Here is a 19,483-nt window from a genome sequence, read left to right on the forward strand (position 1 = left end):
CCGTCAAGCACAGGCTCAAGCAGATCCAGTACCGCCCGGACCTGGTCGACGGATGCCTCGCCAGCACCGACCTGATTATGGACGACTGACCGACATCACGAATTCAAGTTCAGTAGTGCCGTGACCGGCAAGGTTTGCCCGGAGCGGCACTAGTCGAGCAGACGGGGCGTGAGCGCCCCGCACGGCACGAGGTCCATCTCTCCCCCGGCCTCCCGCAGATCCGCGAGCACCAGCTCGTCGTACATCAGCAGCCCCGACTGCTCGGGCCAGACGATCGCCCAGAGCCAGAGCCCACGCGCCTCGCCCGCGAAGACCGCGCGGTCCTCGGGGGCACCCTTGACGTGCCAGAGCGGGGTGGGACGTCCGGCGGCGAGCATCTTGACGTCGGGCGGTCCGTCGACGTCCAGGTACGGGCCGGGGTCCGGTCCTTCGACACCGGCGTACCGCGCCCCGAGGCCCACGCCGAGCTCCTCGGTGACGAGCAGCAGCTCCCCCATGCCGCCGACCGGGCCGGGTCCGGAGCAGGCGACGGCGGTCGCCCGGCCGCCGCTGCGTTCGTCGCCCGCGCTCGCGACACCGGTGTACAGCCAGCCCACCGGCAGCGGCCAGGGCATCCACACCGGCACCCGGGCCCGGCGCACGACCACGCCCAGCGCCTCGACGCTGGGCGGCACGACCGGCTGCAGCGGATACACACCGCCGTGCACGGAGCACTGCCAGGTGTCGGCGAAAAGACCGGGCGCCCTGACCCGGCCTCCGCACTTCGGGCAACTGGGTTCGCCCCTCATAGCGACCAACGGTCCTCCAGGACCGCCGCCGCGTCAAGGCGATCAACCGTCCGCGGCACGGCCTCACCAGGGAAAATAGATGTAACTTGCATTTATTAGTCTCTCTAACTTACTCTGTGGGGCGCACAACGAACTGGTGACCTAGTGGAGAGCGAGAAGCCCCATGCAGGGAGAGGATCCGTTCGATCAGGGAGCAGGCGGCATCCTGCGCCAGCCGAAGGCCGTCTGGGCCACCGCGGGCGCGTCGGTCGTCGCCTTCATGGGCATTGGTCTGGTGGACCCGATCCTGCCGTCCATCGCCAAGGGCCTGGAGGCGACGCCGAGTCAGGTATCGCTCCTGTTCACCTCGTACTTCCTGATCACCGCCGTGGCGATGCTCGTCACCGGCTTCGTGTCCAGCCGGATCGGCGGACGCAGGACGCTGCTGGCCGGTCTGGCGCTCGTGGTGGTCTTCGCGGCGCTGTCCGGCACCTCGTCGTCCGTCGGCGAACTCGTCGGCTTCCGGGCCGGCTGGGGTCTGGGCAACGCCCTGTTCGTGTCGACCTCGCTCGCCGTGATCGTCGGCGCGGCGGCGGGCGGCAGCGCGGCGGCGATCCTGCTGTACGAATCGGCGCTCGGCCTGGGCATGGCGTGCGGGCCGCTGCTCGGCGCCCTGCTCGGTGACGCCAGCTGGCGCTACCCGTTCTTCGGCACGGCCGCGCTGATGGCGATCGGGTTCATCTGCATCACGGCGTTCCTGAAGGAGCAGCCCAGGCCCGCCCGGAAGACCTCGCTGCTGGACCCGGTCCGGGCGCTCGGTCACGGCGGCCTCGCCTCCGTCGCGGCCTCGGCGTTCTTCTACAACTACGCGTTCTTCACGATCCTGGCGTTCACGCCGTTCGTACTGGACATGACGCCGTACCGCTCGGGCGCGGTCTTCTTCGCCTGGGGGCTGCTGCTCGCGGTCTTCTCGGTGCTTGTGGCGCCGCGGCTCCAGAAGCGCTTCGGCTCGTTGAAGGTGCTCGGCGTCTCGCTGGTGCTGCTCGCCGTCGACCTGCTGGTCCTGGGGTACGGCGACCACACCGCCGCCGTCGTCGGCACGATCGTCTCCGGCGCCTTCATCGGCATGAACAACACGGTCTACACGGAGCTGGCGCTCGGAGTGTCGGACGCACCGCGCCCAGTGGCGAGCGCGGGCTACAACTTCGTCCGCTGGTTCGCCGCGGCGGCCGCCCCGTACCTCGCCCCGAAGATCGAGGAGTGGAGCAATGTCCACATACCGTTCGTGGTCGCCGCGGCCACGGCCGTGATCGGCGCGGCCGTCGTCCTGGCCCGGCGTACGGCGCTGACGCACGAGGCGCGGGAGCTGGAGCCCCGGCACGCCACCGAGGACGGTGTCGCGGCCTTCACCGACTGAGCTCCGTCACGCCCCCGGGCCCGCCCCCCTCGGCCCCGTCGGCGACTCCACCTCCCGGTCGCGGGCGGGGCGTCGCGTCGGCAGATCCCCGCGCGGTGGGACCTCGTGCCGACCGAGCCGCGTGCACGAGGCCCGGTACGAGCGCTACGCGTCCAGCGGTACGGAGCCACGCAGCGGATCCCGCAGATCCGTGCCGTGCGAGAGCCACCGCTCCTGGAGCGCCTGTGCGCCGCGGACCCGCTTCCACGCGGCCTCGTTGGCCGTCATCGGCAGCAGCGGCAGGAACCGCACCGGGTCCGTCCCGGAACCCGTGGCGTTCGCCCCCTCGTCCGGGCCGAGGTCCAGCTCCAGGTCCTCGACCAGACCGCCCGGCTCCGCGACCAGCACGGAGCTGAACGGCGCCCCGGGCCAGAGCGGTTCACCGGTCTCCAGCGAGCCGCCGGGCGCCACGATCACCCCCTCGACCTGCGGAGAGGCGGCCAGCACCGCCAGTGGGCGCAGCACCTTGTCCGTGTCGGCGAGTCCGGCGCGCACGGACAGCAGCAGTTCGGCGCGCGGGCCCTTCACCGGGTCCACGAGGGTGGCGGTCGGATCCGTCATGGGGTGCGCGGACATGCCGAGCGTGGCATAGCGCACCACATCGCCGTCGATGAAGCGGAGCACCTCGATCCGGTCGGTACCGAGAAAGGTCACCGCGGCCCGCGCGTCCGGTTCGCCGAGGGCCGTCAGCAGCCGGGCCTCGACCAGAGCAAGAATTTCTCCCATCCAGCGAGCATAGGACGCGTATGGAATGGGCAAAGTAAGGGATTGACCCTCGGGCGGCTGATAGTGTTGGCCGCTGGTCGGGGCGTAACGCAGAAGCGTTCCTCTCGGTCCCGACGACACGTCATCCCCCACGGGGGACCGGCTGGAGGAGGTGGGGCTGCCATGGATCGAAGTCGATCGTGCAGTACGACCGCTCTTCCGCCCCACACCCTCTCCCCGGTGATCTGAAGCCTTCCCGGTCAGGGTCCAAGGCATCGCGTACGACGGAAGAGCACCCCTTTTCTGCCTGTCCGTAGCGACCGCCGTCCTCGTGTCGCCCCGGTGCCGCCCGCTTTGCGGACGTGATCCCACGTCCTCGTTCCGGGCTGTTCCACGCGCCCGACGACGGCCCTCCGTGAAGGAGTCAGCCATGTCGATGATCCGCGATCTGCGCGCCGCCGTGCGTCCGTCCCTGCGCAGGAACAACGCCATTCACCACGTCTACGACGCCACTCGCGACCCGTCCGCCTCCAGCGCGGTCGTGGACTGCGCGGTCTACCGCGACGGTCGCAGGGTGGAGGACGGCGCCTGCCGCACCCCGCACGAGGCGATGCTCCAGGTGCGGAAGTCGGGCGGCTTCGCCTGGATCGGTCTGCACGAGCCGACCGAGGAGGAATTCGCCGGTATCGCCCAGGAGTTCGGCCTCCACCCGCTCGCCGTCGAGGACGCGGTCCACGCCCACCAGCGGCCGAAGCTGGAGCGGTACGACGACACGCTGTTCACCGTCTTCAAGACCATCCACTACGTCGAGCACGCCGAACTCACCGCGACCAGCGAGGTCGTGGAGACCGGCGAGGTGATGTGCTTCACCGGCCGGGACTTCGTCATCACCGTCCGGCACGGCGGCCACGGCTCGCTGCGCGCGCTGCGGCACCGGCTCCAGGACGACCCCGAACTGCTGGCCAAGGGCCCCTCCGCGGTCCTGCACTCCCTCGCGGACCACGTCGTAGACGGCTACATCGCGGTGGCGGGCGCCGTGCAGGAGGACATCGACGAGGTGGAGACCGAGGTCTTCTCCACCCCCACGAAGGGCAGTCCGCGCGGCTCGGACGCGGGCCGGATCTACCAGCTCAAGCGCGAGGTCCTGCAGTTCAAGCGGGCCGTCTCGCCGCTGCTGCGGCCGATGCAGCTGCTGAGCGAACGGCCGATGCGGCTCATCGACCCCGACATCCAGAAGTACTTCCGCGACGTCGCCGACCATCTGGCACGGGTGCACGAAGAGGTCATCGGCTTCGACGAACTGCTGAACTCGATCCTCCAGGCCAGCCTCGCGCAGGCGACCGTCGCGCAGAACGAGGACATGCGCAAGATCACGTCCTGGGCGGCCATCGTCGCCGTGCCGACGATGATCTGCGGCGTCTACGGCATGAACTTCAAGCACATGCCCGAGCTGGGCTGGAAGTACGGCTATCCGATGGTGCTGGGCGTCATCGGGGTGGTCTGCTTCTCGATCCACCGCACGCTCAAGCGCAACGGCTGGCTCTGAGCACGCTCAGGCACACGGGCCCGGCTCCGGGCGCGTCAAGGCGCGACGGGCCGGCTCCCGACCGCGTCACCGGCTCCGGGGACGCTCGGGCGCACGGCAGGCCGCAGACCCGCGTCGTCGGCTCCGGCCGCCACCGATTCCGGAGCGGACCGTCGCCGGAACCGCCGTCCCATGAGGGACCGTCCCCGGTTTGCGAATAGAGTTCGGGTCATGACTGCTGCTGCCGCCGACGCGCCGTTGGACCGGGCCCTGGTCGAGGAGGCCACCAAGAAGTCCGGTCTCGTCTGGGTGCGGGGCACCGGCCCCGCCCGGGCCCTGTGGCACGTCTGGCACGAGGGCGCGGCGTATCTGGTGGGCGACGGCCCCGGCGAGCAGCCGTTCCCGGCCGGTCTCACCGACGGGTCCGCCGCCGAGGTGACCGTGCGCAGCAAGGACAAGGGCGGCCGACTGGTCGCCTGGACGGCCACCGTGACGGAGCTGGCGCCGCACTCCGATGAGTGGGAGGCCGCCGTCGGCGAGCTCAGGAACAAGCGGCTGAACGCGCCGGACGCCGAGCGCGTGCCGGAGCGGTGGGCGCGTGAGTGCCGGGTGCTGCGCCTGGTTCCCGGCGAGGTCCGCACCGGGCTGCCGGACGGCTCGCTGGCCGCGGCGCCGCTGCCGACGCCCGCGACCACCCGGCGGCCGGTGCCGGCCGGGCTGCCGCGGCTGCTGAAGCGCGGACGCAAGGGCTGACCGCCGACGCGGGTGCCTGCCCCGGACCCGTGCCCCGTCCCCTGCCGCGCATGTGGCGAACGCCGGGCGCGCCCCCGGCCGTCCCGTGCCGCGCACGTGACGGGCATCGGGCCCGGCCCGGGCTCAGGGCGATGTCCTGGGCAACTGCTTGCCGTAGTCGACCGTGTCCCGCTCCGTGGGCGCCTCCAGTGGGAATTCCCGGCCCCACTCCGACAGCGTCACGGTCCCGCCGCCTCCGCCGCGTGCGAACCGCAGCGGGTACGGCGTGCCCTCCAGGGCGACATCGAGCGTGCCGCCCTCGCCCTTGCCGCCCGTGATCTGGACGGTGCGGACCTGCCCGACCTTCGTCCGGTCGCCCTTGTTGAGCGTGCCGTGCAGCGTGAGCACCCCGTCGAGCAGGGTCTTCTTGTCCGTGAAACCGCGCAGCTGCTTGTACGTGGGGTCGTCCTGCGGCACTTTGACGTACTTGTTCTGGAGCTTGTCGGCGGCGTCCCCGCCCGCCGCGGTGTCCGCCCCGGGCTTCTCCTCGTGGCTCCAGAACGCGGCGTTCGCCTTGAGGTAGAGCTCGTCACCGATCCGCAGCAGCTCGAAGGTGCTGTCCTTCGAGGCGACGGAGCCGGTGCCGCCCTTGTCCTTGAGCCGCATGTCCAGCTTGTACGTGCCGTCCTTGCCGACCAGCGTCCCCGCGAGGTGCACCGCGTCGGCGCCGTCCGCGGCGGTCCGCGCCTTCTTCTCGATCCGCTCGGCGGAGAGCTTGCCGACGCCGTTGGTCCCCTTGTCCGGGTCCTCGCCCGCGCATGCCGTGAGGGCGACGGACAGCCCCGCGCAGAGCACGACACCGAGGGCGGTCCGGCATCGGGCCCGGGCGGGCGGCACGGAATCGGTCACTGGACGCACTGCCTCTCGTCTGCGTGGCGGTTCACCTGTGCGGCGGTTCACCCGCATGGTGGGGTGGCAGACCGCAGCGTACCCGTGCCGATCACACCGTCCCGCAGGGAGTCGTACGGACCGCTCCGCCGGAGCGGCACGGAGCGGCACGGGCTAGCCTGATCCCGTCATAACGGATGATTGACGGCCAAACAGGCTGGACGACGAAGTCGTACACGGAAGAGATCACGAAGCCGTACGCGCCGGAGTCGTACCCGGCCGAACCGTTCACGGTCGGAGTCGTCCCCGGAAGAGACGGAAGAAGGAGACGCACCATGGCGGCAGGCGCCCCCAGGGTCTTCGTCTCGCATCTCGCCGGCGTCCCGGTCTTCGACCCCAACGGCGACCAGGTGGGCCGGGTGCGCGACCTGGTCGCGATGCTGCGCGTCGGCGGGCGGCCGCCCCGGCTGCTCGGTCTCGTCGTCGAGGTGCTGACCAGGCGCCGGATCTTCCTTCCGATGACCCGTGTCACGGGGATCGAGTCCGGTCAGGTCATCACCACCGGCGTGGTCAACATGCGCCGCTTCGAGCAGCGCCCGACCGAGCGGCTGGTGCTCGGCGAGTTCCTGGACCGGCGCGTCCGGCTCGTGGAGACCGGCGAGGAGGTCACCGTCCTCGACGTCGCCATCCAGCAGTTGCCGGCCCGCCGCGACTGGGAGATCGACAAGTACTTCGTGCGCAGGGGCCGGGGCGGGGCACTGCGGCGCAAAGGAGAGACGCTGACGGTCGAGTGGTCGGCGGTCAGCGGGTTCTCGCTGGAGGAGGAGGGGCAGGGCGCCGAGTCCCTGGTCGCCACGTTCGAGCGGCTGCGCCCGACCGACGTGGCGAGCGCGCTGCACCACCTGTCGCCGAAGCGGCGGGCCGAGGTCGCCGCCGCGCTGGACGATGAGCGGCTCGCCGACGTCCTGGAGGAGCTGCCCGGGGACGACCAGGTGGAGATCATCGGCAAGCTCCAGGAGGAGCGCGCGGCCGACGTCCTGGAGGCCATGGACCCGGACGATGCGGCCGACCTGCTGTCCGAGCTGCCCGAGGAGGACAAGGAGCGGCTGCTGGCACTGATGCGCCCGGGCGACGCGGCGGACGTGCGGCGCCTGATGTCGTACGAGGAGCGGACGGCGGGCGGTCTGATGACGACCGAGCCGATCATCCTGCGGCCGGACGCGACGGTCGCCGACGCGCTCGCCCGGGTCCGGCAGGCGGACCTGTCCCCGGCGCTCGCCGCGCAGGTGTACGTGTGCCGGTCGCCGGACGAGACCCCGACCGGCAAGTACCTGGGCACCGTGCACTTCCAGCGGCTGCTGCGGGACCCGCCGTACGCCCTGGTGGGTTCGATCGTCGACAGCGATCTCGTCCCGCTGACCCCGGACACCCCGCTGCCGGCCGTGACGAGCTATCTGGCCGCGTACAACCTGGTCTCGGTGCCGGTCGTGGACGAGAGCGGTTCGCTGCTCGGCGCGGTGACCGTCGACGACGTGCTCGACCATCTGCTGCCCGAGGACTGGCGGGAGGCCGACTTCCGCGGCGAGGGGGAGGCCGCCCATGGCCGGTGAGGACCGCGCGAAGGCCGCGACGACCGGTGCCTCGGGCATCGTGCGCCCGCCCCGCTACCGGCTGGACCAGCCGAAGACCCCGCGGCCGAGACTGCTGCCCGAGTACGACCCCGAGAGTTTCGGCCGGCTCTCCGAGCGGATCGCCCGCTTCCTGGGCACCTGGCGCTTCATCGCCTGGATGACACTGTTCATCTTCGCCTGGCTGACATGGAACGTCTTCGCGCCGCCCGCCTGGCGGTTCGACCCGTACCCGTTCATCTTCCTGACGCTCATGCTGTCGCTCCAGGCGTCGTACGCGGCCCCGCTGATCCTGCTCGCGCAGAACCGGCAGACCGACCGCGACCGGGTCACCTACGAGCAGGACCGCAAGCAGAACGAGCGCTCCATCGCGGACACCGAGTTCCTCACCCGGGAGATCGCGACCCTGCGGATGGGGCTGGGCGAGGTCGCCACCCGGGACTGGATCCGCTCCGAGCTGGAGGATCTCGTCAGGTACCTGGACGACCGGCGCGGCCGCCCCCCGGCTCACGCGGACGGGAGTGACGAAGACCGCTGAGGGCCGCTACTCGCGCGTAGCGCCAGGCGCCGCAGGCCCGCCCGTCGCCCACCACCACCCACAACGAGCGCTGCGCGCACCCTCCCGCCCGTCGCCCGCCACCACCCACAACGAGCGCTGCGCGCACCCTCCCGCCCGTCGCCCGCCACCACCCACAACGAGCGCTGCGCGCACCCGTACTATCGATGTATGGCTACGGAAGACGCGGTGCGCGAGGCACTGGCGACGGTGAACGACCCGGAGATCCACCGCCCGATCACCGAACTCGGCATGGTGAAATCGGTCGAGGTCGGCGCTGACGGTGCGGTCGCTGTCACGGTCTATCTCACGGTTTCGGGCTGCCCGATGCGCGAGACGATCACCAAGAGCGTGACCGAAGCGGTCGCCCGCGTGGAGGGCGTCTCGCGGGTCGACGTCACGCTCGACGTGATGAGCGACGAGCAACGCAAGGAACTGGCGGCCTCGCTGCGCGGCGGCACGGCCGAGCGCGAGGTGCCGTTCGCCAAGCCGGGCTCGCTGACCCGGGTCTACGCGGTCGCGTCCGGCAAGGGCGGCGTCGGCAAGTCGTCGGTCACGGTGAACCTGGCGGCCGCGATGGCGGCCGACGGCCTCAAGGTCGGTGTCGTGGACGCCGACATCTACGGCCACAGCGTGCCCCGGATGCTCGGCGCCAGCGGGAAGCCGACCCAGGTCGAGAACATGATCATGCCGCCGTCGGCGAACGGCGTGAAGGTCATCTCCATCGGCATGTTCACCCCGGGCAACGCTCCGGTGGTGTGGCGCGGGCCGATGCTGCACCGCGCGCTGCAGCAGTTCCTCGCCGACGTGTACTGGGGCGACCTGGACGTCCTGCTGCTCGACCTGCCGCCGGGGACGGGCGACATCGCGATCTCGGTCGCGCAGCTCGTGCCGAACGCCGAGATCCTCGTCGTCACGACGCCGCAGCAGGCGGCGGCCGAGGTCGCCGAGCGAGCCGGGGCGATCGCCGTGCAGACGCACCAGAAGATCGCCGGCGTCGTCGAGAACATGTCGGGCATGCCGTGTCCGCACTGCGGCGAGATGGTCGACGTGTTCGGTACGGGCGGCGGCGCGAAGGTCGCTGAGGGACTGACACGGACGGTCGGCGCGGAGGTGCCGGTGCTCGGCTCCATCCCGATCGACGTGCGGCTGCGCGAGGGCGGCGACGAGGGCGAGCCGGTCGTCCTGTCCGACCCCGACTCCCCCGCCGGCAAGGCTCTGCGCACCATCGCGGACAAGCTCGGCAACCGCCGTCGCGGACTGTCCGGCATGTCCCTGGGCATCACCCCGCGCAACAAGTTCTGAGCGGCGGCCCGCTGGACCGCTCACCGGAGGCGGGCCCGCTGTACGCGCTCGCGCGCATGCAACGGGCCCGCGCCATCCGCTACGTGTACGCCGTGATGTCCTCGACGACCGAGAAACCCAGCCCGTACGCGCTCATCCCGCGCCCGTACGCGCCGATGTGCACCTCGCCGGGCGCCGACCCCGCCAGCACCCAGCCGAACTCGGACTCGCGGTAGTGGAACGGCACCGGGACGCCGTCCACCGGCAGGGACAGCGTCGACCACGCGGGCCCGTCCAGATCGTCGGCGAGTTCGAACGCCGTCTCCGTCTGCTGGCTCAGCCAGTCGTCGCGCAGCGCGTGGTCCAGATGAGCGGGCCAGGTGCAGGCGAGCAGCCCGGACCCGGCCAGCCAGGCGGCGGAGGCGACCGTCGTTGCGTCCAGCAGTCCGGTGCCGTCGCCGCTGCGCTGTTCGGGGCCGCCGGCCACTGTCACGACGACCGCGAACCGCTGCCGTTCACCACCCGCGTCGGTGCGTACCGACGGCTCGTCGCCGTGGCCGATGGAACCGTGCCGCACCGGGCCGTCCGCCGCGGCGCCGATCTGCACCAGCCGGCGCGGTCCGGTGAAGGCGCCGTCCAGTCCGTACCAGGGAAACGGAGCGGCCAGGAAACCATCGACCATGCGCCGGGCAGCCGACTTCCCCTCGGCGGTGACTGTGCCCGGCGCGTCCTCCGCGCCCACCCGACTGGTCGTCTCCATCTGCCCGGCCGCCTCCTCGATCCATGGGGTCCGGAGCGGCCCGCCCCCCGCGGGCGTCCTCACAACCGGACAGATGGAGAATAGCCATAGCGTCCGGACGACCCGGGATTGACCACCGTCAGGTGGCGTCGGCGTCGAACGGCGGGTGATCGTCCTTCACGGGCTGCGGACGCTTCTTGAGCAGGTCCGGAGTGCCGGCGGACCCACCCGCACCGCCGATCGCCGAACCGCTCGACGCGCCGCCGAGGGAGTCGGCGGATTCCACGGCCGCGGGCTCCCTGCCGTTCACCGCGTCGGTGACCTCGGACAGGTCCTTGCGCAGGTCGAAGCTCTCGCGGATCTCCTTCAGCCCGAGCTCGTCCTCGCCCGCCATGAGCTGCTTGCGGACGAACGTCTTGGGGTTGAGGTCCTCGAACTCGAAGTCCTTGAACTCCGGCCCCAGCTCCGCGCGGATGTCGTGCTTGGCGCTCTCCGAGAACTCGCGGACCTTGCGGATGAAGCGTGAGGCGTCCTGAATGACCTTGGGCAGCTTGTCCGGGCCGAAGATCAGCATGCCGAGGATCGCGAGCGTCAGCAGCTCCATGACGCCTATGTCATTGAACACCTTGTCGCTCCTCGTGTTCTCCGCGACCAGGGCGGTTGCGGTCCGGACCCGCTCCACGGTACCCGCCGTGACTGTCCGCGCGGTAGCGCCCCACGGCCGTCAGCCGCCGGTTGCCGACCCGAGCGTCACAGAGATGGACAGCTCTTTACCACCGCGGGTCAGCCCGAGGTCCAGACGGTCGCCGGGCCGGTGTGCCCGGATCTTCACGATCAGTTCCTCAGCGCTGTGCACCCGTCGGCCGTCGACCTCGGTGATGACGTCACCCGGCCTGATCCCGGCCTTGGCGCCGGGCCCGCCGGGCGTCACCGCGGGCTTGCCCTCCGCGCCCTCGGCCCCGACCTTGGCGCCGTCGCCGGTGTACTTCATGTCGAGCGTGACACCGATCACGGGGTGCGTGGCCCTGCCGGTGTTGATCAGCTCCTCGGCCACGCGCTTGCCCTGGTTGATCGGTATGGCGAAGCCGAGCCCGATGGACCCCGACTGTCCGCCGTCGGTGCCGGAGCCGCCGTCGGCGGCGCGGATGGCGCTGTTGATGCCTATGACATGTGCGTCGGTGTCGACGAGCGGTCCGCCGGAGTTGCCGGGGTTGATCGGGGCGTCGGTCTGCAGCGCGTCGACGTAGCTGATGTCGCTGCCGTCGCCCTTCTCGCCGCCCGCGGTGATCGGGCGGTCCTTGGCGCTGATGATGCCCGAGGTCACCGTGTTGGACAGCTCGAAGGGGGCGCCGATGGCCACCACGGGGTCACCGACCCGCACGTTGTCGGAGTTGCCCAGCGGCAGCGGCTTGAGGCCGGACACGCCGGTGACCTTGACCACCGCGAGGTCGTAGCCGCTGTCCTTGCCGACGACCTCGGCGCGTGCGGTCTCGCCGCCGCTGAACGTCACGGTGATCCGGCCGGCGGAACCGGCGGGGGCCACCACGTGGTTGTTGGTGAGGATGTGGCCGGACTTGTCGAGCACGAAGCCGGTGCCGGTGCCCGCTTCGCTGGTACCGCTGACGTGGAGCGTGACCACGCTGGGCAGGGCGCTGGCGGCGATGCCCGCGACGCTGTCGGGGGCCCGGCCGCCGTCGTTCCGGCCGGCCTGCGGGAGTTCGACGCGGGTGAGGCCGCCGTTGCGCTCGACGTAGGCGCCGACCCCGCCGCCGATCCCGCCCGCCACCAGGGCGAGCAGCAGCGCGCCGACGAGGACGGAACCCCGGCGCTTCTTCCTGCTCCCGCCGTCGGCGCCGAGCGGCGGGCCGGGGTGGGTCAGCGGCCGGCGCGGGTCACCCCAGGGGTCGTACTGGAGCCACTGCGTCGACTGGGCCGGGGGTGCCGACGGCGCCGGCTGGGCACCGGGCTGCGGGAGCGGGGGCGCCGGGGGCGTGAAGCCGGGCGCCGGTGCGGTACTGATGCCCGCTCCGTTCGTCCCCGCGTACGGCGGGGGCACAGGGGTGCCGTGTGCCGGGGTCGGGACCGGCCGCTGCACGGGGGGCGCGGGCGCCCAGGGGCCGGGTTCCCCGTACGGCGGGGTGCTGTACTCGTCGGGCTCGTGCAGCGGCCGCATCGGCTGCGCCGCCGGTACGGGCGCCCCGGGCCCGGCCTCGGGGGACGGGAACGCCCCCGGAGACGGGGACCCGGAGTCGGCCGGAGGGTCCATGTGCGCCAGGTGCGAAATGGTCGCGGCCTCCGGCGTGTCGGCGGGCCGCGGGGCGTCCTGCGGGGACGACGGCCCGTCCGGCTCAGGGCGGGTGGCATGCTCCGGCGCGGGCCGGCTCCACCACTTCGCCTTCGGCCCGGTGGACTTCGCGTCTTCCATGTTCTCCCCGCAACTGCCGCGACCGGGCACCGCGCCCCGGGCGGGGCGCCCCTCCCGGAACTCCACCCGGAATTCAACCAGGTTTGCGATTGTCTGCGCAGACCTCGTTCAGCGCCGGGTGGCGTTCACCGCCGGGAGGAGAGCGGCGTGCCCTGGTCCGCGGAGGTCGGAAGAGCCGTGGCCGGAGGAGGCGTCCAGGACGGCGGCACGGACGGCACGGGTGCCGTCGGCGACGGCGTCGGGGCGAGCCGTCCCAGCACCTGGGCGAACAGCGGGGTGGTCCCGGTCGGACGTATCAGCGGCGGCGCCGACACCTGGGGCAGGGCCTGGACGTCGAGGGTGTTGTGCAGGAGCCCCGGGCCCCCGGAGAGGTCCGAGAGAACCGGGAGGCGGTTGGTGGAGGCGGAGAGCGCGGAAGCGGCGTAGGGCGCCGGTGTGGTCACCGGCACGGTCGGCGGGGCGGCGGGGGTGCCCGCGCGGTCGTACGTCTCCGTCGTGGTGGGGGCGCTCTGACCGCTTCCGCCGCGACGGCCGGCCGAGCCGCCGCTCTCGCCGCGGGCGGTGTCGAGCGGGGTCACGGTGTTCCCGGCGCCGGCCGCCCTGGCCGGGGTGCTGGTACCGGCTCCCGTCTGAAGGGCGCCGCCGAGGGCGATGGCCGCCAGCGACACGGCGCCGGCGGCGGCGAAGGCGAACCTCCGGCCGCGCGACGCCGCCCGGTCCGGCTCGCGGCCGACCTCGTGGATCCGGAAGCCCGTGCGGGCGGCCCCGCCAGGCAGCCGGAAGCCCGCACGCGTGGAACCGGCGGGCAGCCGGAAATCCTCGCGGGCGGTTGCGCGCGGGAGGACGGCGGTGGAGCCGAGCCGGTCGTCCGGGAGGTGGCCGAAGTCGCCGAGCCCCGGACCGCGCCCGGTGGCCGTACGGCTGCCGAGCCGACGGCTCACGGGCAGGAATCCGTCGGCGAGCCGCCCGGAGCCACCGAACGGTCCTCCCCGGCCGTCGTCGTCATTCCCCGGGCCCCCGGGAAGGCCCTGCAGCCGGGCGAGGAACCCCTCGGACGGCGAGGGTGGGGCCGACTGCGCGAAGACACTCTTCAGGCGGCGCTGGGCCGCGGCCTCGGCCTTGCACTTGGCGCAGGTCGCGAGGTGGGCCAGCACCCGTTCGCGGGCGTCGTGTTTCAGCTCGCCGTCGACAAGCGCGGCGAGCCGGTCCCCCAGATGCTGTTCCGCGGGGGTCGGACCCGTTCCGCTCACGCGGTTCCGCCCTCCCCTGCCAGAATCGCGCCCGCCAGCGAAGGCCGCTCGACGCGCCGGGCCCCGGGCGAACGGTGCTTCAACGCCTTGCGCAGGTGCGAACGGCCTCGGTGGATGCGGCTGCGCACGGTGCCGAGCTTCACACCCAGCGTCGCGGCGATCTCCTCGTACGAAAGGCCCTCGATGTCGCAGAGCACCACGGCGGCACGGAACTCGGGCGCGAGGGTGTCCAGCGCGTGCTGCACGTCCGCGTCGAAATGGGCGTCGTTGAAGACCTGCTGCGGGGACGGCTCACGGCTCGGCAGCCGCTCGGCGGCGTCGTCGCCGAGGGAGTCGAAACGGATCCGCTGCTTGCGGCGGACCATGTCGAGGAACAGGTTGGTCGTGATGCGGTGCAGCCAGCCCTCGAACGTGCCCGGCGTATAGGTCGACAGCGACCGGAACACGCGGACGAAGACCTCCTGCGTGAGGTCCTCCGCGTCGTGCTGGTTGCCCGTCAGACGGTAGGCGAGACGGTAGACGCGGCCGCTGTGCGTGCTGACGATCTCTTCCCAGGAGGGCGGTGTCCACGCCTGGGAGTCCGCATCTGAGGCGAAGGTCGCGGTCGGCGCGAAGGTGGCGGAAGAACGGTCAGCGGTGTCGGTCACGGATTTCGGCTCACCCGCCGACCTGAGAAAGCGCTTCAGCGCTCCTCCCCGATCCGCAGGCGCAGCCGCACCTCCCCTATCGGCTCTGGTGGTGTCCAGCGGAGCCCCTACCATAACCACCTCGCCCGTTAGCTCCGGATAAGCCTTTTTCCTGCTGGGGCCGGGGAACTCCCCGGAAGCGCGCCCCGTGGCCCCGGCCCGGTCCTCCGGGCCGTTTTCCACGGGCTCTCCCCGCCCCCGTACAACGTCCGGTCCCATCTGCGGGTTCCCGGGCACAGCGGATACAGTCACCGTTGCGCCAACTACGGGGACAGGAGAGGGTCATTACCGCCAACCGGCAGACGAGCTGGGCGTTCGCCGACGCCTTTGTCGCCGAGGACGAAGCGATGCTCTGGGCCAGGGACCGGGCCCGGGAGACGGGGCTCCGCCCGGTGTCACCAGGCACCGGCGCCGCGCTGCGCTTGCTCGCTGCCACGACGGACGCCAAAGCCGTGGCCGAAATCGGCACCGGGACCGGTGTCTCCGGACTCTATCTGCTGTACGGAATGCGGCCCGACGGGGTGCTCACCACCGTCGATCCGGAGCCCGAGCGCCAGCAGTTCGCCCGTGAGGCGTTCCGCGCGGCGGGCTTCGCCACCAATCGGGCCCGTTTCATCCCCGGGCGTGCCCTGGACGTCCTGCCGCGACTGGCGGACGGCGGCTACGACCTGGTGTTCTGCGACGGGGACCGGCTGGAGAGCCTGGACTACCTCGCCGAATCGTTGCGCCTGTTGCGCCCCGGCGGTCTGGTCTGCTTCGAGGGCGTCTTCGCGGACGGCCGCACGGTCGACGCCGCGGCGCAGCCCACGGAGGTACTGCGGCTGCGGGAGCTGCTGCGGGCGGTGCGCGAGAGCCAGGAGCTGATGGGGACGTTGCTGCCGGTGGGCAACGGGCTGCTGTGCGCGGTGCGGCGGGGCTGACGCGGCGTACGCGCGGAGCGCGACGGGTCACGGCCGGAGCGTACGGCCAAGGGCGCCGGAGCGTGCGACCGCGGACGGTGCGTATCGCCTCGGCCGCATGGTGACGGCGGGGCACCGGATGTGGGCGGTCGTGCGACGGAGGACGGGAAACCGGTCACGAAGCGTCACTACCCCGGCACGGGCTACCGTGCCGGGGTAGTGATGAAGTGTGGGCGCCTCTGCTTCAGCCGACGACCTTCTTGAGGGCGTCACCGAGCGCATCGGCCTCGTCCGGTGTCAGCTCCACGACAAGCCGACCGCCGCCTTCGAGCGGAACGCGCATGACGATGCCCCGCCCCTCCTTGGTCACCTCGAGCGGGCCGTCGCCCGTCCGCGGCTTCATGGCCGCCATGCTCGTTCCCCTTCCTGAAACCAGCTCATCGCAACCGGCGGCCCCATGACAGGCGCTGTGTCACCGGCATCGAACACATTGCTTCCTGGCCATTATCCCGCATCACAGACCCCAATGACCAACATCGGTAGGCATCGCTTGCGCAACGCGCGCTCCCAAAACCACCCAATTCGACGATCAGGCTGCGATACTCCGTCACTTCGCCCCCTCACCGGAGCGCGGGCGAGCACGATTGTTAGACGCAGGTCACATGTTCGCCGGTACCCGGGTCGGCCATGCTTTCCCGGACAGCACATCGTCCGAGGCGTAGAAGGAGACGGCGAAATGACCGACGAGACGGCGAACAGCGTGCTCTACGACGTGAGCGACGGACTCGCGACGATCACGATCAACCGCCCCGACGCGATGAACGCCCTGGACACCTCGGTCAAGGTCGCGCTGCGCGACGCCCTGCGGTCGGCGGCGGCCGACACCGCCGTACGGGCCGTGCTGCTCACCGCGACGGGGCGCGCCTTCTGCGTCGGCCAGGATCTGAAGGAGCACGTCGGGAAGCTCGACGAGGCCCGCGGGTCCGGCGGCGGCAATGCGCTGAGCACCGTGCGGGAGCACTACAACCCGATCGTCCGGGCCATCACCGAAATGCCCAAGCCGGTCGTGGCCGGGGTGAACGGTGTCGCCGCCGGTGCGGGTTTCGGATTCGCGCTCGCCTGCGACTACCGGGTGGTCGCGGACACCGCTTCCTTCAACACGTCCTTCGTCGGGGTCGCGCTCACCGCCGACTCGGGCGTCTCCTGGACGCTGCCCCGGCTGATCGGGCGGAGCCGCGCCGCCGATCTGCTGCTCTTCCCGCGTTCGATCTCCGCGCGGGAAGCCCAGGAGCTGGGCATCGTGAACAAGCTGGTGCCCGCCGCCGACCTGGCGGCCGAGGCGGTCGCCGTGGCCCGCGCCCTGGCCTCCGGTCCGACGGTGGCGTACGCCTCGCTCAAGGAGTCGCTGGCCTTCGGCGCCTCGCACGGCCTGAGCGAGGCGCTGGAGAAGGAGGACGAGCTCCAGACGAGGGCGGGCAAGTCCGAGGACCACACGATCGCGGTGCGGGCGTTCCTGAACAAGGAGAAGCCGAAGTACCTCGGCCGGTGACCGGCTGAGCCGTCTCCGGCGTACGGGTGCGCACGGCCGGGTGCGGCGCGGTGGTGGGACATCCGGCTCCGCCCCGCCCCGCCCCGGCTCCGGCTCCGGCTCCGTCAGGATGCGGAGCCGGACGCCCCACCGCCGCGCGCCACGCAGTCGGCCAGGTGGTCGTCGACCAGGCCGCACGCCTGCATCAGGGCGTAGGCCGTCGTCGGTCCGACGAATCGGAGGCCGCGCTTCTTGAGGTCCTTGGCGAGCGCCGTGGACTCCGGGGTGACCGCGGGGACGTCCTGGACGGTGCGCGGGACCGGGCGGCCGACCGGGTCGGGGGCGTGGGACCAGATCACCTCGTCCAGTTCGCCGTCGCGCCAGCCTGCCAGCACCTTGGCGTTGGCGAGGGTCGCCTCGATCTTCGCCCGGTTGCGGATGATCCCGGCGTCGGCGAGGAGGCGGTCCTGGTCCGCGTCGGTGAACTCCGCCACGGCGGAGATCTTGAACCCGGCGAAGGCGGAGCGGAAGCCCTCCCGGCGGCGCAGGATCGTCAGCCAGGACAGGCCCGACTGGAACGCCTCCAGGCAGAGCCGTTCGAAGAGGGCGTCGTCGCCGTGGACGGGGCGGCCCCATTCGGTGTCGTGGTACGCGAGGTAGTCCTCGGTGGAGAGCCCCCACGGGCAGCGCGGGCCGCCGTCCGGTGCCGTCATCGTGCCGCCGCTCATCGTCGGGGCTCCTCTCCGGGTCGTTCCGCCCCCCGGGGCTCGTGGCGCCGTGGGTCGGTCTGCTGGAAATCGTGCTGCTGCGGGTCGTGCTCGCGGGGGTCGCGCCAGGGGTCCTGCTCCGGGTCCCCCTCGGGCCCGGTGTCCTGCCGCGAGGTCTCCCACGGCGGCTCGGAACGGTCCTCGGGCCGCTCCGGCGGCTGCCTCGTCACGTCCTCCGGCCGCTCCGGCACCGGATGCGCACCTGCCTCCGGCCGTTCGAGGGGACCGGTGCCGGAAGCCGCGGCCGCCTGCGCGCTGACCAGCGCCGACTCCAGCTCCGCGATCCGCTCGTCCCGCTCGGCGAGCTCGGCACCCAGCCGGTCGAGCGCCTCGTCGACGTCCGTCATGCGGTAGCCCCGCACGGCCACCGGCAGCCGCAGCGCCTCGACGTCGGCGCGGTCGACGGGGCGCGTCGCGGGCAGCGGGTCCGTCAGCCGCTCGGGAGCAACGTCCTGGAGGACGGCGTCCTTTCCGCCACCGACCACCGCGAGGGTCACCGTGGCCACGACCACCACCATCGTCAGCAGCAAGAACCAGAACACGCGCATCTCCCCGGGAGCGGAAACCTGTCCGCGTCCGATCGTGCCACGCCCCACCGACAACCGGTGCCGCGTACTTCCCCGTGCGGCGGGCCCGCGCCTCCCCCGTGCACGGCCCTGCCGGTCCCCGTCCGGCGGCCCGGCGCATCCTCGCCCGGCGGGCCCCTACCGGGTGAGGGGCACTAGGGTCGCAGGCGACCACGGGCGATCTACCAGAGGAGAAACGCGGGATGCGAAGCGGTGCGCTCAGGCTGGGACGGCGCGAGTTCGACGCGCACGAGCCGGTGATCATGGCGATCGTGAACCGTACTCCGGACTCCTTCTACGACCAGGGCGCCACGTTCCGGGACGAGCCCGCGCTGGCCCGGGTCGAGCAGGCGGTCGCGGACGGGGCGGCGATCATCGACATCGGCGGGGTGAAGGCGGGTCCCGGCGCGGAGGTGACGGCCGAGGAGGAGGCCCGCCGCACGGTCGGGTTCGTCGCGGAGGTGCGTCGCCGACACCCGGACGTGGTGATCAGCGTCGACACCTGGCGCCACGAGGTCGGCGAGGCCGTCTGCGAGGCCGGCGCGGACGTGCTGAACGACGCGTGGGGCGGCGTCGACCCGAGGCTCGCGGAGGTCGCCGCGCGGTACGGCGCCGGTCTGGTGTGCACGCACGCGGGCGGCGCCGAGCCCCGGACCAGGCCGCACCGGGTCGCGTACGACGACGTGATGGCGGACATCCTGCGGGTGACGGTGGGACTGGCCGAGCGGGCGGTGGGGCTCGGGGTGCGGCCGGACGGAATCATGATCGACCCGGGTCACGACTTCGGGAAGAACACCCGGCACTCCCTGGAGGCGACGCGCAGGCTCGGCGAGATGGCGGAGACCGGCTGGCCGGTCCTGGTCTCGCTGTCGAACAAGGACTTCGTGGGCGAGACGCTCGACCGGCCGGTCAAGGAGCGGGTGATCGGGACGCTGGCGACGACGGCCGTGTCGGCGTGGCTGGGCGCGCGGGTGTACCGGGTGCACGAGGTGGCGGAGACCCGGCAGGTGCTGGACATGGTCGCGTCGATCGCGGGACACCGGGAGCCCGCCGTGGCGCGGCGGGGACTGGCCTGACGGACC

19 protein-coding genes and 1 pseudogene are annotated in these 19,483 nt (G+C 72.0%); 9 read left to right on the forward strand and 11 right to left on the reverse strand.

Features of this window, described 5'->3' with window-relative positions; translation table 11 throughout:
• Window positions 1-149: 149 nt before the first annotated feature.
• Complete coding sequence (locus tag ACFYY6_RS00005) at window positions 150-788, reverse strand: DUF6758 family protein (protein ID WP_351524094.1); 639 nt, start codon at window positions 786-788, stop codon at window positions 150-152.
• A 163-nt stretch (window positions 789-951) separates the two neighbouring features.
• On the opposite strand from ACFYY6_RS00005, the gene ACFYY6_RS00010 reads away from it, so the two are divergent.
• Window positions 952-2,184: an MFS transporter gene (locus tag ACFYY6_RS00010; protein WP_386607080.1), complete on the forward strand. Its 1,233-nt coding sequence runs from the start codon at window positions 952-954 to the stop codon at window positions 2,182-2,184.
• A 144-nt stretch (window positions 2,185-2,328) separates the two neighbouring features.
• On the opposite strand, the gene ACFYY6_RS00015 is transcribed toward ACFYY6_RS00010, so the two are convergent.
• The gene (locus tag ACFYY6_RS00015) at window positions 2,329-2,949 is read right to left on the reverse strand and encodes a suppressor of fused domain protein (RefSeq protein ID WP_386607081.1); all 621 of its coding nucleotides are present in this window, start codon (window positions 2,947-2,949) and stop codon (window positions 2,329-2,331) included.
• A 409-nt stretch (window positions 2,950-3,358) separates the two neighbouring features.
• On the opposite strand from ACFYY6_RS00015, the gene ACFYY6_RS00020 reads away from it, so the two are divergent.
• Window positions 3,359-4,474, forward strand: coding sequence for a magnesium and cobalt transport protein CorA (locus ACFYY6_RS00020; protein WP_351524089.1), 1,116 nt, complete (start codon window positions 3,359-3,361; stop codon window positions 4,472-4,474).
• 210 nt (window positions 4,475-4,684) lie between these two features.
• Entirely contained in the window at window positions 4,685-5,206 is a 522-nt protein-coding gene (locus tag ACFYY6_RS00025; RefSeq protein ID WP_351524087.1) for a hypothetical protein, read from the forward strand.
• A gap of 123 nt (window positions 5,207-5,329) precedes the next feature.
• On the opposite strand, the gene ACFYY6_RS00030 is transcribed toward ACFYY6_RS00025, so the two are convergent.
• Window positions 5,330-6,094, reverse strand: a complete 765-nt coding sequence (locus tag ACFYY6_RS00030) for a hypothetical protein (protein ID WP_351524085.1) — start codon at window positions 6,092-6,094, stop codon at window positions 5,330-5,332.
• 314 nt (window positions 6,095-6,408) lie between these two features.
• Here ACFYY6_RS00030 and ACFYY6_RS00035 point away from each other — a divergent pair, with 314 nt between their 5' ends.
• The 3 genes from ACFYY6_RS00035 (at window position 6,409) to ACFYY6_RS00045 (ending at window position 9,562) form a co-directional block, all read left to right on the forward strand.
• On the forward strand, window positions 6,409-7,683 hold the full coding sequence (locus ACFYY6_RS00035; RefSeq protein WP_351524083.1) for a magnesium transporter MgtE N-terminal domain-containing protein: 1,275 nt from the start codon (window positions 6,409-6,411) through the stop codon (window positions 7,681-7,683).
• The gene (locus tag ACFYY6_RS00040) at window positions 7,673-8,239 is read left to right on the forward strand and encodes a DUF1003 domain-containing protein (RefSeq protein ID WP_389190989.1); all 567 of its coding nucleotides are present in this window, start codon (window positions 7,673-7,675) and stop codon (window positions 8,237-8,239) included. Before ACFYY6_RS00035 ends, ACFYY6_RS00040 begins: the two co-directional genes overlap by 11 nt.
• 189 nt (window positions 8,240-8,428) lie before the next feature.
• The gene (locus tag ACFYY6_RS00045) at window positions 8,429-9,562 is read left to right on the forward strand and encodes an Mrp/NBP35 family ATP-binding protein (protein ID WP_389190992.1); all 1,134 of its coding nucleotides are present in this window, start codon (window positions 8,429-8,431) and stop codon (window positions 9,560-9,562) included.
• A gap of 79 nt (window positions 9,563-9,641) precedes the next feature.
• Here ACFYY6_RS00045 and ACFYY6_RS00050 read toward each other — a convergent pair whose 3' ends face one another.
• The 5 genes from ACFYY6_RS00050 to sigE form a co-directional block, all read right to left on the reverse strand.
• Window positions 9,642-10,301, reverse strand: a complete 660-nt coding sequence (locus ACFYY6_RS00050; protein WP_351524078.1) for a hypothetical protein — start codon at window positions 10,299-10,301, stop codon at window positions 9,642-9,644.
• A 118-nt stretch (window positions 10,302-10,419) separates the two neighbouring features.
• Window positions 10,420-10,905 (reverse strand): sec-independent translocase, encoded by a 486-nt coding sequence (locus tag ACFYY6_RS00055; RefSeq protein ID WP_351524076.1) that lies wholly within the window; start codon window positions 10,903-10,905, stop codon window positions 10,420-10,422.
• 99 nt (window positions 10,906-11,004) lie between these two features.
• On the reverse strand, window positions 11,005-12,705 hold the full coding sequence (locus tag ACFYY6_RS00060) for a trypsin-like peptidase domain-containing protein (RefSeq protein ID WP_389190995.1): 1,701 nt from the start codon (window positions 12,703-12,705) through the stop codon (window positions 11,005-11,007).
• A 125-nt stretch (window positions 12,706-12,830) separates the two neighbouring features.
• Window positions 12,831-13,955: a zf-HC2 domain-containing protein gene (locus tag ACFYY6_RS00065; RefSeq protein ID WP_389190998.1), complete on the reverse strand. Its 1,125-nt coding sequence runs from the start codon at window positions 13,953-13,955 to the stop codon at window positions 12,831-12,833.
• A complete protein-coding gene (sigE, locus tag ACFYY6_RS00070; RefSeq protein WP_351524096.1) occupies window positions 13,952-14,716 on the reverse strand; it encodes an RNA polymerase sigma factor SigE in 765 nt (254 codons plus the stop codon). The genes ACFYY6_RS00065 and sigE overlap by 4 nt, the downstream gene beginning before the upstream one ends.
• Window positions 14,717-14,895: 179 nt before the next feature.
• Here sigE and ACFYY6_RS00075 point away from each other — a divergent pair, with 179 nt between their 5' ends.
• The gene (locus ACFYY6_RS00075; RefSeq protein WP_388648285.1) at window positions 14,896-15,561 is read left to right on the forward strand and encodes an O-methyltransferase; all 666 of its coding nucleotides are present in this window, start codon (window positions 14,896-14,898) and stop codon (window positions 15,559-15,561) included.
• 223 nt (window positions 15,562-15,784) lie between these two features.
• Here the strand turns inward: ACFYY6_RS00075 and ACFYY6_RS00080 are convergent, their stop codons facing one another.
• Window positions 15,785-15,952, reverse strand: coding sequence for a DUF3117 domain-containing protein (locus ACFYY6_RS00080; protein WP_003966491.1), 168 nt, complete (start codon window positions 15,950-15,952; stop codon window positions 15,785-15,787).
• A gap of 324 nt (window positions 15,953-16,276) precedes the next feature.
• Between ACFYY6_RS00080 and ACFYY6_RS00085 the strand changes: the two genes are divergently transcribed.
• Window positions 16,277-17,089: an enoyl-CoA hydratase/isomerase family protein gene (locus tag ACFYY6_RS00085; protein WP_389191000.1), complete on the forward strand. Its 813-nt coding sequence runs from the start codon at window positions 16,277-16,279 to the stop codon at window positions 17,087-17,089.
• A 104-nt stretch (window positions 17,090-17,193) separates the two neighbouring features.
• Here the strand turns inward: ACFYY6_RS00085 and ACFYY6_RS00090 are convergent, their stop codons facing one another.
• Together ACFYY6_RS00090 and ACFYY6_RS00095 are read right to left on the reverse strand one after the other, a co-directional pair.
• The gene (locus ACFYY6_RS00090; RefSeq protein WP_351627377.1) at window positions 17,194-17,796 is read right to left on the reverse strand and encodes a DNA-3-methyladenine glycosylase I; all 603 of its coding nucleotides are present in this window, start codon (window positions 17,794-17,796) and stop codon (window positions 17,194-17,196) included.
• Between the two features lie 173 nt (window positions 17,797-17,969).
• Window positions 17,970-18,383: pseudogene (locus tag ACFYY6_RS00095) on the reverse strand (DivIVA domain-containing protein); the annotation flags it as partial.
• A gap of 221 nt (window positions 18,384-18,604) precedes the next feature.
• Between ACFYY6_RS00095 and folP the strand changes: the two are divergent.
• Complete coding sequence (gene folP / locus ACFYY6_RS00100) at window positions 18,605-19,477, forward strand: dihydropteroate synthase (protein ID WP_389191003.1); 873 nt, start codon at window positions 18,605-18,607, stop codon at window positions 19,475-19,477.
• The last annotated feature ends 6 nt before the right edge of the window (window positions 19,478-19,483 follow it).

The organism is Streptomyces sp. NPDC001750 (genome assembly GCF_042892615.1).
Classification (GTDB): Bacteria; Actinomycetota; Actinomycetes; order Streptomycetales; family Streptomycetaceae; genus Streptomyces.

What these genes read in the sequence shown, in the direction of transcription:
- ACFYY6_RS00005 (WP_351524094.1), bottom strand. Translation starts at nt 788, where the DNA reads ATGAGGGGCGAACCCAGTTGCCCGAAGTGCGGAGGCCGGGTCAGGGCG.
- ACFYY6_RS00010 (WP_386607080.1), top strand. Translation starts at nt 952, where the DNA reads ATGCAGGGAGAGGATCCGTTCGATCAGGGAGCAGGCGGCATCCTGCGC.
- ACFYY6_RS00015 (WP_386607081.1), bottom strand. Translation starts at nt 2,949, where the DNA reads ATGGGAGAAATTCTTGCTCTGGTCGAGGCCCGGCTGCTGACGGCCCTC.
- ACFYY6_RS00020 (WP_351524089.1), top strand. Translation starts at nt 3,359, where the DNA reads ATGTCGATGATCCGCGATCTGCGCGCCGCCGTGCGTCCGTCCCTGCGC.
- ACFYY6_RS00025 (WP_351524087.1), top strand. Translation starts at nt 4,685, where the DNA reads ATGACTGCTGCTGCCGCCGACGCGCCGTTGGACCGGGCCCTGGTCGAG.
- ACFYY6_RS00035 (WP_351524083.1), top strand. Translation starts at nt 6,409, where the DNA reads ATGGCGGCAGGCGCCCCCAGGGTCTTCGTCTCGCATCTCGCCGGCGTC.
- ACFYY6_RS00040 (WP_389190989.1), top strand. Translation starts at nt 7,673, where the DNA reads ATGGCCGGTGAGGACCGCGCGAAGGCCGCGACGACCGGTGCCTCGGGC.
- ACFYY6_RS00045 (WP_389190992.1), top strand. Translation starts at nt 8,429, where the DNA reads ATGGCTACGGAAGACGCGGTGCGCGAGGCACTGGCGACGGTGAACGAC.
- ACFYY6_RS00050 (WP_351524078.1), bottom strand. Translation starts at nt 10,301, where the DNA reads ATGGAGACGACCAGTCGGGTGGGCGCGGAGGACGCGCCGGGCACAGTC.
- ACFYY6_RS00060 (WP_389190995.1), bottom strand. Translation starts at nt 12,705, where the DNA reads ATGGAAGACGCGAAGTCCACCGGGCCGAAGGCGAAGTGGTGGAGCCGG.
- sigE (WP_351524096.1), bottom strand. Translation starts at nt 14,716, where the DNA reads ATGGTAGGGGCTCCGCTGGACACCACCAGAGCCGATAGGGGAGGTGCG.
- ACFYY6_RS00080 (WP_003966491.1), bottom strand. Translation starts at nt 15,952, where the DNA reads ATGGCGGCCATGAAGCCGCGGACGGGCGACGGCCCGCTCGAGGTGACC.
- ACFYY6_RS00085 (WP_389191000.1), top strand. Translation starts at nt 16,277, where the DNA reads ATGACCGACGAGACGGCGAACAGCGTGCTCTACGACGTGAGCGACGGA.
- ACFYY6_RS00090 (WP_351627377.1), bottom strand. Translation starts at nt 17,796, where the DNA reads ATGAGCGGCGGCACGATGACGGCACCGGACGGCGGCCCGCGCTGCCCG.
- folP (WP_389191003.1), top strand. Translation starts at nt 18,605, where the DNA reads ATGCGAAGCGGTGCGCTCAGGCTGGGACGGCGCGAGTTCGACGCGCAC.